Annotated in this window: 14 protein-coding genes; 13 read left to right on the top strand and 1 reads right to left on the bottom strand. The window is 49.2% G+C overall.

Going from position 1 to position 13,588, the window contains the following annotated elements; genetic code table 11:
• The first annotated feature begins 2 nt into the window (after positions 1 to 2).
• The 9 genes from yabG (at position 3) to H583_RS0112300 (ending at position 7,084) form a co-directional block, all read left to right on the top strand.
• Entirely contained in the window at positions 3 to 947 is a 945-nt protein-coding gene (yabG, locus tag H583_RS32725) for a sporulation peptidase YabG (RefSeq protein ID WP_081667174.1), read from the top strand.
• Positions 948 to 1,194: 247 nt separating this feature from the next.
• The gene (gene veg / locus H583_RS0112335; RefSeq protein ID WP_028560742.1) at positions 1,195 to 1,467 is read left to right on the top strand and encodes a biofilm formation stimulator Veg; all 273 of its coding nucleotides are present in this window, start codon (positions 1,195 to 1,197) and stop codon (positions 1,465 to 1,467) included.
• A 214-nt stretch (positions 1,468 to 1,681) separates the two neighbouring features.
• The gene (locus tag H583_RS0112330) at positions 1,682 to 1,867 is read left to right on the top strand and encodes a small, acid-soluble spore protein, alpha/beta type (protein ID WP_028560741.1); all 186 of its coding nucleotides are present in this window, start codon (positions 1,682 to 1,684) and stop codon (positions 1,865 to 1,867) included.
• A 137-nt stretch (positions 1,868 to 2,004) separates the two neighbouring features.
• The gene (gene ispE, locus H583_RS0112325) at positions 2,005 to 2,859 is read left to right on the top strand and encodes a 4-(cytidine 5'-diphospho)-2-C-methyl-D-erythritol kinase (protein ID WP_028560740.1); all 855 of its coding nucleotides are present in this window, start codon (positions 2,005 to 2,007) and stop codon (positions 2,857 to 2,859) included.
• 80 nt (positions 2,860 to 2,939) lie between these two features.
• A complete protein-coding gene (purR, locus tag H583_RS0112320) occupies positions 2,940 to 3,764 on the top strand; it encodes a pur operon repressor (protein WP_028560739.1) in 825 nt (274 codons plus the stop codon).
• A gap of 33 nt (positions 3,765 to 3,797) precedes the next feature.
• Positions 3,798 to 4,187, top strand: coding sequence for a RidA family protein (locus H583_RS0112315; RefSeq protein ID WP_028560738.1), 390 nt, complete (start codon positions 3,798 to 3,800; stop codon positions 4,185 to 4,187).
• Positions 4,188 to 4,316: 129 nt separating this feature from the next.
• Positions 4,317 to 4,604, top strand: coding sequence for a septation regulator SpoVG (gene spoVG / locus H583_RS0112310; RefSeq protein ID WP_028560737.1), 288 nt, complete (start codon positions 4,317 to 4,319; stop codon positions 4,602 to 4,604).
• Positions 4,605 to 4,959: 355 nt separating this feature from the next.
• The gene (glmU, locus tag H583_RS0112305) at positions 4,960 to 6,348 is read left to right on the top strand and encodes a bifunctional UDP-N-acetylglucosamine diphosphorylase/glucosamine-1-phosphate N-acetyltransferase GlmU (protein ID WP_036709428.1); all 1,389 of its coding nucleotides are present in this window, start codon (positions 4,960 to 4,962) and stop codon (positions 6,346 to 6,348) included.
• Between the two features lie 82 nt (positions 6,349 to 6,430).
• Positions 6,431 to 7,084, top strand: coding sequence for a 50S ribosomal protein L25 (locus tag H583_RS0112300; protein ID WP_028560735.1), 654 nt, complete (start codon positions 6,431 to 6,433; stop codon positions 7,082 to 7,084).
• Between the two features lie 193 nt (positions 7,085 to 7,277).
• Here H583_RS0112300 and H583_RS0112295 read toward each other — a convergent pair whose 3' ends face one another.
• Positions 7,278 to 7,520 carry a hypothetical protein gene (locus H583_RS0112295; RefSeq protein ID WP_081667172.1) on the bottom strand — a complete coding sequence of 81 codons (243 nt, stop codon included), beginning with the start codon at positions 7,518 to 7,520 and terminating at the stop codon, positions 7,278 to 7,280.
• Positions 7,521 to 7,598: 78 nt separating this feature from the next.
• Between H583_RS0112295 and pth the strand changes: the two genes are divergently transcribed.
• From pth to H583_RS32720, 4 genes are all read left to right on the top strand, one after another.
• The gene (gene pth / locus H583_RS0112290; RefSeq protein WP_028560733.1) at positions 7,599 to 8,159 is read left to right on the top strand and encodes an aminoacyl-tRNA hydrolase; all 561 of its coding nucleotides are present in this window, start codon (positions 7,599 to 7,601) and stop codon (positions 8,157 to 8,159) included.
• Positions 8,160 to 8,222: 63 nt separating this feature from the next.
• Positions 8,223 to 8,453: an anti-sigma-F factor Fin gene (gene fin / locus H583_RS0112285; protein ID WP_028560732.1), complete on the top strand. Its 231-nt coding sequence runs from the start codon at positions 8,223 to 8,225 to the stop codon at positions 8,451 to 8,453.
• A 299-nt stretch (positions 8,454 to 8,752) separates the two neighbouring features.
• On the top strand, positions 8,753 to 12,283 hold the full coding sequence (gene mfd / locus H583_RS0112280; protein ID WP_028560731.1) for a transcription-repair coupling factor: 3,531 nt from the start codon (positions 8,753 to 8,755) through the stop codon (positions 12,281 to 12,283).
• Positions 12,270 to 13,352 carry a peptidylprolyl isomerase gene (locus tag H583_RS32720; protein WP_051236371.1) on the top strand — a complete coding sequence of 361 codons (1,083 nt, stop codon included), beginning with the start codon at positions 12,270 to 12,272 and terminating at the stop codon, positions 13,350 to 13,352. The genes mfd and H583_RS32720 overlap by 14 nt, the downstream gene beginning before the upstream one ends.
• Positions 13,353 to 13,588: the final 236 nt, after the last annotated feature.

The raw sequence follows: 13,588 nt of genomic DNA, 5'->3' as shown, positions 1-13,588 counted from the left end.
TCATGAAGCCAGGGGATTTGGTCGTCCGCAATTCGTACGGCAGCGATGTGATTTTCCGTATTGAAGGCTTTCGCAATGAGTCGGCAATCATCAAAGGTACGGATTATCGCTTGCTGGCGGATTCGCCGCTGGATGATCTGTCTGTCGTCGAGAATCCGGAATTGACGGGGGCCGCCCAGCAGGTCAAAATCAAGGTTACCCAGACAATGGAACGTATGCAGCAGCAGCAGCTTCATCAGCAGATGGGTTGGACCGAGAGGCAGGGACAGGGGCAGCCGACCCCGCAGAGCCCGCAATCCTATTTTGAAGTGCCCGGTGTCGTACTCCATCTGGATGGTGATGCGAATTATATGAAAAAAAGCATGCAGTTGTATTCAAGCATGCGAGTACCGGCTCATGGGCTTCATGTCGATGAATCGAGGATGGCGGAAATGGTATATCGCCTGCTGCCCCAGATTAAACCGGACATCATCGTCATTACCGGCCATGATGGCGTCCTCAAGCATAGAGACCAGCGGTCGGAGTATTATAATTTAAACGGGTATAAAAATTCCCAGAACTTTGTGAACGCTGTACAGGTAGCGCGGGACTATGACAAGAGCAAGGATGGGCTGGTTGTCATCGCCGGGGCGTGCCAGTCCCACTATGAGGCGCTGCTGCATGCAGGAGCGAACTTTGCCAGCTCGCCTGGCCGAATTCTGATTCATGCGCTTGATCCGGTCTACATTGCCATTAAGGCCAGCTATACGCCGTTCAAGGATACCATTAATCTGCCAGATGTCATTAATGGCACAATAAGCGGTATTGACGGAGTTGGCGGCATTGAGACGATGGGGCGTTACCGTGTTGGCTTGCCAAGACCGAAAGCTCAGATGAGCCAGAACGCTTATCATGACCATCAAAGCTATAATGGTTATAACGGTTATAACGGCTACAACGTCATGTAGCGGCATCAGAGGGAGCTTCCTGGGCGGATCAAGCCGGGGGAAGCTCCTTTTTCTATATCCGGCCTCGAAGGCGGTACATGCTGACAAAGGCATCTTTCAATTGATAAAAGGCCTTGCTAAGCCTATAACATAATTTTCAAAAAAGTTCATTGACAAAAACTTTGGACTCCTGATATAATATTTCGTCTTATTTGACAATCTCCCTCTTTTTGGTTATAATGTGTATAGAAAGAGGTGGTTGTACACAATGGCAAAAAATGCGCTGTTGGAGATCAAACGCAGTCTGGAAGTCCACGTCGGGTCCAAAATCAGCCTCCGAGCTAATGGCGGCCGCAAGAAAACCATCGAACGTACCGGTGTGTTGGAAGAAATCTACCCCTCTGTTTTTATTGTGAAGCTAGACCAAGATCAAAACGCCTTTAAGCGGGTGTCTTACAGTTACGCAGATATATTGACGGAGTCTGTTGAAGTTACCGTGTGCAACGACGATGGACAAGTCAAGATCAGCTACCTGCAATAACATATGAATGTATAGACAGTACAGGGCTTGCCCTGTACTGTATTTTTTTAAATGCTTATATCGCTCTAAATCAAGCTGAAAACTTCCAGGCCGCTTGCTTGCCGTATAATGCCTTCTGGGGGCCAGGACGCATAACAGGGCGCGATCTGGCGCATTCTAACCGTGTGCAGAGCATCTGCGCTTAAATCGCGCCAGAGAGGAGGGCTTGATCCTGATGAGCAGAAGACGCCGTTCCATCATGTCAGAGAGCTTGAAATATGAGCTGGCCAAGGATCTGGGCTTTTATGATACGGTTCAAAAGGAAGGCTGGGGGAGCATCCGCGCCAAGGATGCCGGAAATATGGTCAAACGTGCAATTCAATTGGCAGAGCAAGCCGCTGCCAAATCGCCTCAGCAATAATCATGTTTCAAAGCTTATATGCAACACCAGGGCTAGGATGATCCGTTCCATGCAAGCTGCGGAATCATCTTAGCTTTTCTTGTGCCCATTTGTTATAATATGTGAAGTTGTAATTGATAACGAGCGGGTGAATAACGATGAAGATCTATGAAAAAGCTCCAGCCAAAATTAACTTGCTGCTGGATGTTCTCCGAAAAAGGGAGGACGGCTATCATGAAGTAGAGATGATAATGACAATGGTTGATCTGGCTGACCGGCTGGAGATGGAGGAACTGCCCCGGGACACCATTATTATTTCAAGTCAGGCGGGATACATTCCGTTGGATGAGAAAAATCTGGCGTTCCAGGCTGCGAGGCTTATCAAGGAAAGATATGATGTGCGCAAAGGCGTCTACATACATTTGGATAAGAAAATTCCGGTTGCAGCGGGCCTTGCAGGAGGCAGCTCCGATGCAGCAGCAGCGTTAAGGGGGCTCAACCGGCTGTGGAAGCTCGGAATATCGGATGAGGAGCTTTGCGAGCTGGGGGCAGAGCTTGGTTCAGATGTCCCTTTTTGTATTACGGGCAGGACTGCACTGGCAACAGGCCGGGGTGAGAAACTGCAGCGTATCGGCAATCCGCCTCAATGCTGGGTCGTGCTTGCGAAGCCGCCGATCAATGTATCTACTGCTGATGTGTACGGCAGGCTGCGCGCCTCTCAGCTGGCGAGCCATCCTTCCACCTCGGACATGCTGTCTGCCATCGAGAGAGGCTCCTTTGGCGACATGTGTGCATCTCTTGGCAATGTGCTTGAGTCTGTTACGCTTCCGCTCTATCCCGAAGTAGAGCAGCTCAAGGAAAGCATGCAGCGGCTCGGAGCGGACGGCGTGCTGATGTCCGGAAGCGGACCGACTGTATTTGGCCTTGTATCCAAGGAATCCAAGGTCGCCCGTATTTATAACGGGTTGCGCGGGTTCTGCAAAGAAGTATACGTGGTAAGAATGCTGACATGAAAATGACGTACTTCTTGTAAAAACCCGTATAAAAATGTTATATTGACATTATAATATTCGGGTTCTCTGGGGGAGAGGTAATGAAAAAGTTAAAGAGAAGTGCCAGGCTAGTTGAAATGACACAATACTTGTTAGCCCGCCCCCATACACTAATCTCGCTTACAGCTTTTGCTGACCGTTATCAGTCTGCCAAATCTTCGATTAGCGAAGACCTTGCCATCATTAAGGAAGTATTCGAAGATGAAGGCTTGGGGCAGCTGCATACTCTGGCAGGAGCAGCAGGCGGTGTAAAGTATATTCCGATGATGGAGAAGACTGCTTCACTCACGATTATAAAAGAGATTTGCCGCCACTTGGAACAGCCTGAAAGAGTGCTTCCCGGCGGTTATTTGTATATGACGGATATGCTGGGCCAACCTTCAATCATGAATGATGTGGGCCGGATGTTTGCTACAATATTTGCCGACCGCGAGATCGATGTCATTATGACGGTGGAGACGAAGGGAATACCTTTGGCTTATGCTACGGCAACCTATCTGAATCTTCCGGTCGTCATCGTCAGAAGAGACAATAAGGTCACCGAGGGGTCTGCTGTAAGCATCAATTATGTATCCGGGTCCAACAAGCGCATCCAAACGATGTCGCTGGCACGGCGGGCACTTAAGGAGCAATCCCGCGTGCTGATTATCGATGATTTCCTGAAAGCAGGAGGTACGGTTCAGGGAATGATGGACCTGCTGTATGAGTTTGATGCTACTGTGGCTGGGGTAGGCGTCTTCGTCGAATCCGGAGAGATTGGCAGCGAGGAGCGGCTGTTTGATGATTACGTATCCTTGGCCAAGTTGACCGCTGTAGATATGAAGACCAAGAACACTTCTGTTGTCCCGGGAAATTATTTTCTGTAGGCTGTAAAATTCACTTTTAAGGGGGATTTAATCATGTCAAATCTTAAGATCGTCGCTACAAATCAGGCGCCTGCTGCAATCGGCCCTTATTCCCAGGCAGTCCGGCTTGGCAATTTGCTGTTTACCTCAGGACAAATTCCGCTGGATGTGAATGGACAAGTCGTGGAAGGCGGCGTTGAGGAACAGACCCACCAGGTATTCCGCAATCTGAAAGCTGTGCTTGCGGCAGAGGGAGCTGAGCTGAAGAATGTTGTGAAGGCGACAGTTTTCATTAAAGATATGAATCAGTTCGGTGCAATTAATGAAGTGTATGCCTCCTACTTTGGAGAACACAAGCCAGCCCGTTCGACCGTTGAAGTTGCCAGGCTGCCGAAAGATGTTTCTGTCGAAATCGAACTGATCGTAGCGATACCTGTCGAATAGAATCGAAAAACCTTTGTATGGAAAAATAAATATAAAATTGGAACTTTATTTTCCAGAAAAAAGAAGGATATTGCGCTGCTTTGTGGAATTATACACCAAGTCTTTGATAGGCAAAGGTGGTGAACACAAGTGCAGATTACCGATGTCAGACTTCGCCGTGTGAACTCTGAGGGGAGAATGAAAGCGATCGCTTCCATTACTATTGACAATGAATTTGTTGTTCATGATATTCGTGTCATTGACGGCAACAATGGAATGTTTGTAGCGATGCCGAGCAAGCGGACTCCAGATGGAGAATTCCGTGATATCGCTCACCCGATCTCCTCAACCACCCGCGAAAAGATCCAGGCCGCTGTATTAGCTGAATACGAGCGCGCGGCTGTGGAGGAAGAAGAAGTAATTGAAGAAGGTGCATAATGTAACAGAACAAGCGAATGATGACTGCCGTATTCTGCAGATACGGCGGCATTCGCACCAATGGGCAATCTAATTCAAGTACTAGTATTAACATTATACTTTCAAAGATGTTAGAGAAGGGGAGCCCAGGCTCTCCTTTCTTTATTTTATAGCAATTGTGGTTCCGCAGCCTCCAAACTGCCTCAAGAATAGCTGTCTGGAGAAGAGGATGGCAGGAATTTAATAATTCAGCCAGGTGGCATATCCCGCTGGCATTGTCATGATTACGCTGGGCTGGTGGACATTTACACATGGCTGTGGATACGATATAGTAATCTCGACATAAGGTTTTTAGGAGGAGTCGCAATTGAAGAAGATGGCGATCGTTCTTGCCGCTGGCCAGGGCAAGCGCATGAAATCGAAATTGTATAAAGTGCTTCACCCGGTATGCGGAAAGCCGATGGTGAGCCACGTTCTGGATATGGTGCAAGAAGCAGGCTGTGAGCGGTCTGTTGTCATTGTGGGACATGGTGCGGAAAAGGTACAATCGGTACTCGGCAATCAGGCGGAATTCGTGCTTCAGTCCGAGCAGTTGGGAACCGGACACGCGGTTTTGCAGGCCAAGGACCTGCTTGCGAATGAAGAAGGCACGACAATCGTTATTTGCGGCGATACGCCTCTCGTATCCAAGGAGACGGTGCTGGCTATGCTGCAATTGCATGAAGGCAGTGCTTCAGCGGCTACTGTGCTTACGGCTGAGCTGCCTGATCCGTCCGGCTACGGACGCGTTATTCGCGGTGAACAGGGGCAGGTAGAGAAGATTGTCGAGCATAAGGACTGTAATATGCAGGAAGCGGCGGTTCGCGAGATCAATACCGGCACTTACTGCTTTAATAACCGCAAGCTGTTCGAAGCGCTCTCCAAGGTAACGAACAGCAATGCCCAAGGCGAATACTATCTGACCGATGTGATCGGCATTCTGCAGCAGCAGGGCGAAATCATTCAGGCTTATTGCGCCGCTGATCCTGCTGAGGCTATCGGTGTTAATGACCGTGTGGCGCTGGCTGAGGCTGAACGCAGCATGAGAGAGCGTATTGTGAGACGTCATCTGCTTGCAGGCGTAACTATTATTGATCCTGCGTCTGTATATATCGAAAGTGACATCATAATTGGAGCGGATACTGTTATTTATCCGGGTACCGTCTTACGCGGCAAGACGGTTATCGGCGAGGATTGCGTTATCGGGCCACAGGCGGATATATCCAATTGTGAGATTGCCTCCCGAACGGCGATCAAGCATTCTGTGCTGAACGATTCTGTCATAGGCTCCTCGTGCTCTATAGGTCCGTTCGCTTATTTGCGTCCAGGATCAAAGCTTGGCGATAATTGCAAGGTGGGCGACTTCGTTGAGCTGAAGAACGCATCGCTGGGTGATGGCAGCAAGGTGTCTCATCTCAGTTATGTAGGGGACGCTGCCGTCGGCAAGGATGTCAATATCGGTTGCGGAGCCATTACGGTCAATTATGACGGATTCAATAAATCGAAGACGGAGATTGGCGACGGAGCCTTCATCGGCAGCAATGTCAATCTGATTGCACCTGTCAAAATCGGCGACGGAGCCTACGTTGTGGCGGGCTCTACCATAACGCATGATGTGCCGGATAATGACCTGGCCATTGCCAGAGAGCGCCAGGTGAACAAGCCGGGCTATGCAGAGAAGATCCGTAATCGCGCCAAGGCGAAAAAAGAGCGTACTCAGCAATAATAGCATCCCTATGGTTTATTCAAGGCTTGTATGGGTAAAAATATAGGAAATCCCAAGCTTTATCATAAGGAGGTTTCCTAGCATGAGTACAATGCTGCAAGTCGAGAGGCGTCAAACCAAAACCAAGGGTGAGCTGCGCAAATTAAGACAAGAAGGAAAAATTCCGGGTGTTATATATGGAAAGCAAGTAAAAGAGGCAACTCCGCTGGCTGTGGACGAGAAACAGGTGATGCATATTTTGCGTCACCATCCAAATGCTGTTTTGGAGATTCAGGTGCCAAGCGGCGGAACGCAGCCGGTCATGCTCGGAGAATTGCAGCGTGATCCGCTTTCCAAGCAAGTCATCCATATTGATTTTCACCAGATTAGTATGACTGAAAAGGTCAAAACAGCCGTAAGGGTGGAATTGTCCGGCGATGCGCCAGGGGCCAGAGAAGGCGGTATTCTGCAAATTTTGCAGCATGAAATCGAAATTCAATGTCTGCCGAGCCGTATCCCGGAATCGGTTGTGGTGGATGTATCCAATTTGCAGATAGGTGAGAACGTACTGCTTGAAAATCTGGAGCTGCCGGAGGGCGTGGAGGCCAGAGCGGATTCCGATCTGGTGATTGTCACCATTCTCGCACCTCAGAAGGAGCTGTCTGAAGAAGAGGCAGTGGAAGAAGAGAAAGCTGTCGATGCTGCGGAAAAGCGTTCTGAGGAAGCCAAGATGGAGGACATTAGTACATCGGTGTAAAAGAGCAGCACAAACAGGAGCTGGCCCCTTAGTTGGAGGCTGGCTCTTTTTTTGAGATAAGCTATGTACTTCACTCACAGGGTGCCGCCTAGGGGTTCATCTCTCCAGGCGAACGACGTTGCCGCTGCCAAGGGTTCGCAGCTGTTGGTGCTTGTGCTGTCAGAAGCGGCAACGTCTCCTAAGATGAAGGAAATTAAAAACCCGGGCGGGAAACGAAGGTAAACTGGGTCCGGTCGTAGAAAATATGATTAACCTTGACATAATCCCCGCAGTATTGTTCAATGAACCCAATGTCCTTGTGACATCCAATGGAGTACACCTGAATCGGTATGCGATGGTCCATATGATCCTCAAAATGACGGTCGTCAAATAACATTTGTCCGTGCAGGTAAAGTTCTTCTTTTTGATCGAATTCGTATATAGGCATATTGGCCATGAATATCACCTCATATAGAAGACAAATTAAAAGGTCAAATCGTTGCATCAGAAAAAAATTTAAAGGAGAATTTTGGAGATGAAATGGATCGCAGGTCTCGGAAACCCCGGAATGTCGTATCAGGGGACGCGGCACAATGTAGGCTTTCTGGTAGTGGATGAGCTGGCCAAACGCTTTGACATCAAAGTCAACCAGAGCAAATGCAAGGCTTTAATGGGAGAAGGAAATGTGAATGGGACCAAGGTCGTCCTGATCAAACCGATGACCTATATGAATTTGTCAGGAGAATCGCTGCGCGCATTTATGGATTATTATAAAGCTGATTTGTCGGATGGCATCGTCGTCTATGATGATCTGGATACGGAGCTTGGACGGATCCGCCTCCGCTATCAGGGCAGTGCCGGCGGGCATAACGGCATCAAGTCCATTATCGCGCATACAGGGACTCAGACCTTCAATCGTGTCCGTATGGGGATTTCACGGCCGCAGCCTGGTGAAATTATATCCGACTATGTGCTCTCCAACTTCCCTAAGCGTGATCAGGTGCCGCTAGCTGAAATGATCAGCTACGCCTGCGACAGCATTGAATATGCGCTTACGCATCCGTTCGAGGAAACGATGGGCAAATATAACCGCTAATGTCTTTTAATCCTCCGAAAAATGGGCATACTGAAGGTATAACCTATCTGCAGGAGGAATAAAATGGCTGTAAACTATGTATGCCGTCATTGCAAAACAGATCTTGGCACCCTTTCCGGAGCTGCTGCATCGGAAGCGCGGCTTGGCTTTCATTTCTTGACCCCTGAGGAACGCAGCGATATAATAGCGTATAGCCAAAATGGAGATGTGACGGTCAAAGTCGTCTGCGATTATTGCAGTGAAGCCATTGAAGCAAACCCCGAGCTGCTGCTTGTGGTGAACCCGCTTCAATAGGCAGGGGAATAGTTGGATGCGTCAATCGTCCTGGCGAATGCAGAGTCTTTAGGGATTTAAAGTAGTACAGGTATTAGGTTTAACTATATATGGCTTTATTCACCGCGTAATACGAGCTTTGCCCGGAAAGAGAGGCAAAGCCGTTTTACGCTTGAACTATAAGATTCGATAAGCATCAGCTGCTTATAAAGAGCTTATATTTCACGTGAAACGACCGCTGCCCCTGTCCATGGCGAGGCAGCTGTTTACGCTTGGAACAGGAATGCATAGGTCGGTACAAGAAATGAGGTGCCACAAGGTTGAAAGCGTTAATTGAGGCTTTTGCAGCGGATCAGGACGTACAGAATATTATGACGGGGATTCGCAAGGGCATGAAGGAACAGATGGTATCGGGTCTGGCAGGATCGGCACGCCAGGTGATGTCCGCGGTTATTCGGAATGAGCTGGACCGGCCGCTGTTGATTATGACCCATAACATGTTTGCTGCCCAGAAGATTGCAGAGGATCTGCAAGAAAGCCTGTCCGTTGATCAAGTTTTGCTGTATCCCGCCAATGAGCTGGTGGCGGCCGAAGCGGCGATCTCAAGTCCAGAGACGCTCGCAGAGCGAATTAATGTTCTTGTTCGGCTGTCCCAGGGGTTCCGCGGGGTTGTTGTCATTCCTTTCTCCGGCGTGAGAAGGTATCTGCCAACCCGTGAGGTGATGGCAGAAGCGCAGATCGCGGTCAAGGTTGGCATGGAGCTGCCAATGGAGAGCTTCCTCGCCAAAATGGTGGAGCTAGGCTATGAGAGAGTGGACCGTGTAGAGTCCAAGGGAGAGATGAGTGTAAGGGGCGGTCTGGTAGACTTCTTCCCGCTCACTGAGCCGCATGGCTTCAGGCTGGAATGGTTCGATGATGAGATTGACTCGATCCGGACCTTCGATCCGGCGGATCAGCGGTCGATTGACAAGAAGGATGAATACGTGGTTCCGGTCTGCAAGGAGATTCTTGCGGACAAACGCCGCCAGCAGGCAGCTGCGAAGCACGCAGCCGAGCTGCTGGAACTTCAGCTTGAGAAGATGACCGACCGTGTGGCCAAGGATCGCATGCGGGAAGAGATCGGATCTGAGATCGGTAAGCTGGAGGAGCAGATCTATTTTTCCGAAATCTATAAATATATTTCCTTGCTGTATCCCGAACGGCAGACCATTCTGGATTACATGCCGGAAGATACGATTTTGATTATTGATGAACCGACACGCATTATTGAGACTGCACGCCAGTTGGAGCGCGATGAAGCAGAATGGGCAACCCATTTGCTTCAGAACGGCAAATCGCTTACGGGCTTTGTATTGTCCCGCAATACGGATGATATTTTATATGCGCGTACGTTCTCTACGGTATTCTTATCGCTCTTCCTTCGTCAGATTCCGCATACACAGCCGCAGAATATCGTAAACTTCACCTGCCGCGCCATGCAGAACTTCCATGGTCAAATGAATGTGCTGAAAGCCGAGATGGATCGTTGGAAAAAAGCGGGTGCAAACGTTATCATGCTAGCCGGAAATCCGGAGCGCATGGAGCGGATGCGAAGGGTGCTTCAGGATTATAATATTGAGCCGCCAACAATGCTGGAAGGCAACTTGCAGACCGGTTTTGAGCTGCCCTCTGTGCATCTGGTTGTCATCACCGAAGGCGAGATGTTTTCCCAGAAGCAGCGCAAGGTGCGCCGCCTGGACAAGAAGATCGATAATGCCGAGCGGATCAAGAGCTATACTGAGCTGAAGGTGGGCGATTACGTCGTTCACCAGAATCACGGGATTGGCAAATATTTAGGGATCGGCACATTGGAGATCGGCGGTATTCACAAAGACTACCTGCATATTATGTATGCGGCTGGCGACAAGCTGTCCGTGCCGATTGACCAGATTGACCTAATCCAGAAATATGTCGGGTCCGAGGACAAGGAGCCGAAGGTATACAAGCTGGGCGGCAACGAGTGGACGAGAGTCAAGAACAAGGTCAAATCGTCAGTACAGGATATTGCCGATGATCTGATCAAACTCTATGCCCAGCGTCAGGCTTCACCAGGCTACGGTTTCGGCAAGGATACACCGTACCAGCAGGAATTCGAAGAAATGTTCCCTTACGATGAGACAAGGGACCAGCTCCGGGCTATTGAAGAGATCAAGAAGGATATGGAGACGCCAAGACCAATGGACCGGCTGTTATGCGGTGATGTCGGCTATGGCAAAACGGAGGTTGCGGTGCGTGCGGCATTCAAGTCGGCCATAGAAGGCAAGCAGGTAGCTGTCCTGGTGCCGACGACGATTCTTGCCCAGCAGCATTATGAGACGTTCCGCGAACGGTTCTCCGGCTATCCGTTCAATATCCAGGTGCTCAGCCGTTTTCGTTCCCGCAAGGAGCAGAATGAGACCATGAAAGGTCTCAAGGCAGGTACTGTCGATGTCGTTATCGGAACGCATCGTCTGCTTTCGCAGGATGTCATCTTCAAGGATCTGGGCATACTGATTGTCGATGAGGAACAGCGCTTTGGGGTGTCTCACAAGGAGAAGCTGAAAAAGCTGAAGAACAATGTCGATGTGCTGACACTGACAGCGACGCCGATTCCGCGGACACTTCATATGTCAATGCTTGGCGTACGGGACTTGTCTGTTATCGAGACACCGCCTGAAAATCGCTTTCCGGTCCAGACCTACGTCGTAGAGTACAGCCCTTCTTTGGTGCGTGAAGCCATCGAACGGGAGCTGGCCCGCGGCGGACAGGTGTATTATTTGTACAACCGGGTACAGGGCATCTACCAGATGGCTGAACAGATCGGGGCGCTGGTGCCGGGCGCACGTGTTGCGGTGGGGCATGGGCAAATGTCCGAGCAGGAGTTGGAGAAGACAATTCTTGATTTCCTGGACGGCGAGTCCGACGTACTGGTAAGTACGAGCATTATCGAGACGGGTGTTGACATTCCGAATGTGAACACGCTTATTGTGCATGATGCGGATAAAATGGGCTTGTCCCAGCTGTATCAGCTCCGTGGACGGGTTGGACGCTCGAACCGGATTGCGTATGCGTATTTTACCTATCAGAAGGACAAAGTTTTGACAGAGGTAGCGGAAAAGCGGCTCCAGTCCATCAAGGAATTTACAGAGCTTGGCTCCGGCTTCAAAATCGCGATGCGCGATTTGTCCATACGTGGAGCGGGTAACCTGCTTGGCGCAGAGCAGCACGGCTTTATCGCCTCCGTCGGCTTCGATCTGTACTCACAGATGCTGGCAGAGGAGATTGCCAAACGCAAAACCGAGATGTATGGCGGAGAAGCGGAAGTGGTCAAGGAGATCCAGACGCAGATTGATATCAGCATGGACGCCTACCTCCCGTCTGATTATATTTATGATAGTATCCAGAAGATTGAGATTTACAAGAAGGTGGCTGTGGTCCGTTCCGTAGAAGAGAGCGAGGACCTTCGTGAAGAGCTTGTCGACCGCTTCGGCGATTTGCCTGCTGCTGTCCATAATCTGCTGACGGTAGCCAGACTCAAGGTGTACGGCAGACAATACGGCATTGAGCAGATCAGCCAGCGCGGGGATGATTTGACCGTCAAATTTGCCGGATCAGACAGCCATAAAATCGACAAGAAGAAAATGGATCAACTTTGCGGCACGTATGATAACCGGATCAAACGGGCAATTCAACCGCAGGAGGTGGGCGTGATCGTCCAGCTTCGCGGACAAGGTCTGGAAGATGAGGCTAAATTGGCAATGTTGGAACGGTTTCTGATACAATGTAGTGAAGCCATTAAATCGAAAGGGGAACTACAGGATGTTGCACAATAAACGCAAATCGTCATGGCGCAGTCTCGTACTGCTGATTGCAGCAGTGCTGATTGTAATGACGGTTGCAGCAGGCTGCGGGAAGAAAAGTGAGTCAAATGGAGAAGGTACTGCTCCAGGAGCAAGCCAAGGTGATAAAGGCAAGGTTATCGCCACTTATAAAGGCGGTCAGGTCACAGAAGGCGAATTTGACAAATATGCGGGCTTTTTCGGCCTCATGAACCCGCAATACGGCATGCTGCTGAGCATACCGCAATACAAGGAACAGTTCCTCAAGGAGTATATTGGCTACAAGCTTTTGGCTGACAAAGTTTCAGACAAAGCCAAAGAAGAGACAGGCAAGCAGGCGGATGAGTTTGAGAAACAGCTTGCAGATGCGATTAAAAATCAGCCGGAACTGAAAAAGACACTCGAAACTTCCGGATTGACAGAGAAGGAAGCCAGAGATTTCTATGTGCTCGTATTCTCCGTTATGAAAAATGCTGAGGATAGCGTAACTGACGCCCAGATTAAGACAGAATTTGATAAAGATCCGGAAGGCTTTACAAAAGTAGAGCTTCGTCATATTCTGGTGAGCTTCGATAAAGATGAAAAAACAAAACGTACGGATGAAGAAGCGTTGAAACGCGCCAATGAAGCGAAGGACAAGCTTAAGGGTGGCGCATCATGGGACGAGATCGCCAAGGAATATTCCGATGATCCGGGTTCCAAGGATAAAGGCGGCCTGTACGAGCTGAAGGAAGCCAAAACCTATGTAGCAGAGTTCAAGGATGCTTCCTTGAAGCAGCCGTTGAATGAAATTGGCGATCCGGTAAAAACTGAATTTGGCTATCATGTCATTAAAGTGGAAAAGCGTGAACCGCAAACTTTTGACAAGCTTTCTGCTGATACCAAAGAGCAATTGAAGCAGCAGCTTTCGAATGTTCAAATTCAGGATTTCATGAGCAAAGAGCTGCCAGGCCTGATCGAGAAGATCGATTTGCCGCAGCCTCCGGCTGAAGACGAGAAGGCGCCAGCGGACTCCGAGAAGGACAGCAAGGATAACGCAGCTAAAAACAACAGCGGTAAATAATCAAATAAGATGAATTCGAGGAGAGGCCAGGGAAACCTGGTCTCTCCTTTTTTGTATGGGCGCTCTTTTGAAAAAGAACTAGAATAAAAATTGATGTAATAATATATAACGTATAAGAATGAAAATCAGATCAATTCGATTTGAAATTAATGAGAAATCGTATCGAATCTTTAAATCGAGTGACCTTTTTCCTAATTTTCAATTATATATGTTAATTTAGTTGACATTAAATTACG

Origin of the sequence: Paenibacillus pinihumi DSM 23905 = JCM 16419 (assembly GCF_000422505.1) — a bacterium.
Classification (GTDB): domain Bacteria; phylum Bacillota; class Bacilli; order Paenibacillales; family Paenibacillaceae; genus Paenibacillus_D; species Paenibacillus_D pinihumi.
Note: the sequence above shows the minus strand (reverse complement) of the source record. Positions and strands in the feature narration are given on the sequence as shown.

Excerpts from the sequence above, each read along its gene's own strand:
- yabG (WP_081667174.1), top strand. The coding sequence starts at position 3 with ATGAAGCCAGGGGATTTGGTCGTCCGCAATTCGTACGGCAGCGATGTG.
- veg (WP_028560742.1), top strand. The coding sequence starts at position 1,195 with ATGGCAAAAAATGCGCTGTTGGAGATCAAACGCAGTCTGGAAGTCCAC.
- H583_RS0112330 (WP_028560741.1), top strand. The coding sequence starts at position 1,682 with ATGAGCAGAAGACGCCGTTCCATCATGTCAGAGAGCTTGAAATATGAG.
- ispE (WP_028560740.1), top strand. The coding sequence starts at position 2,005 with ATGAAGATCTATGAAAAAGCTCCAGCCAAAATTAACTTGCTGCTGGAT.
- purR (WP_028560739.1), top strand. The coding sequence starts at position 2,940 with ATGAAAAAGTTAAAGAGAAGTGCCAGGCTAGTTGAAATGACACAATAC.
- H583_RS0112315 (WP_028560738.1), top strand. The coding sequence starts at position 3,798 with ATGTCAAATCTTAAGATCGTCGCTACAAATCAGGCGCCTGCTGCAATC.
- glmU (WP_036709428.1), top strand. The coding sequence starts at position 4,960 with ATGGCGATCGTTCTTGCCGCTGGCCAGGGCAAGCGCATGAAATCGAAA.
- H583_RS0112300 (WP_028560735.1), top strand. The coding sequence starts at position 6,431 with ATGAGTACAATGCTGCAAGTCGAGAGGCGTCAAACCAAAACCAAGGGT.
- H583_RS0112295 (WP_081667172.1), bottom strand. The coding sequence starts at position 7,520 with ATGGCCAATATGCCTATATACGAATTCGATCAAAAAGAAGAACTTTAC.
- pth (WP_028560733.1), top strand. The coding sequence starts at position 7,599 with ATGAAATGGATCGCAGGTCTCGGAAACCCCGGAATGTCGTATCAGGGG.
- fin (WP_028560732.1), top strand. The coding sequence starts at position 8,223 with ATGGCTGTAAACTATGTATGCCGTCATTGCAAAACAGATCTTGGCACC.
- H583_RS32720 (WP_051236371.1), top strand. The coding sequence starts at position 12,270 with ATGTTGCACAATAAACGCAAATCGTCATGGCGCAGTCTCGTACTGCTG.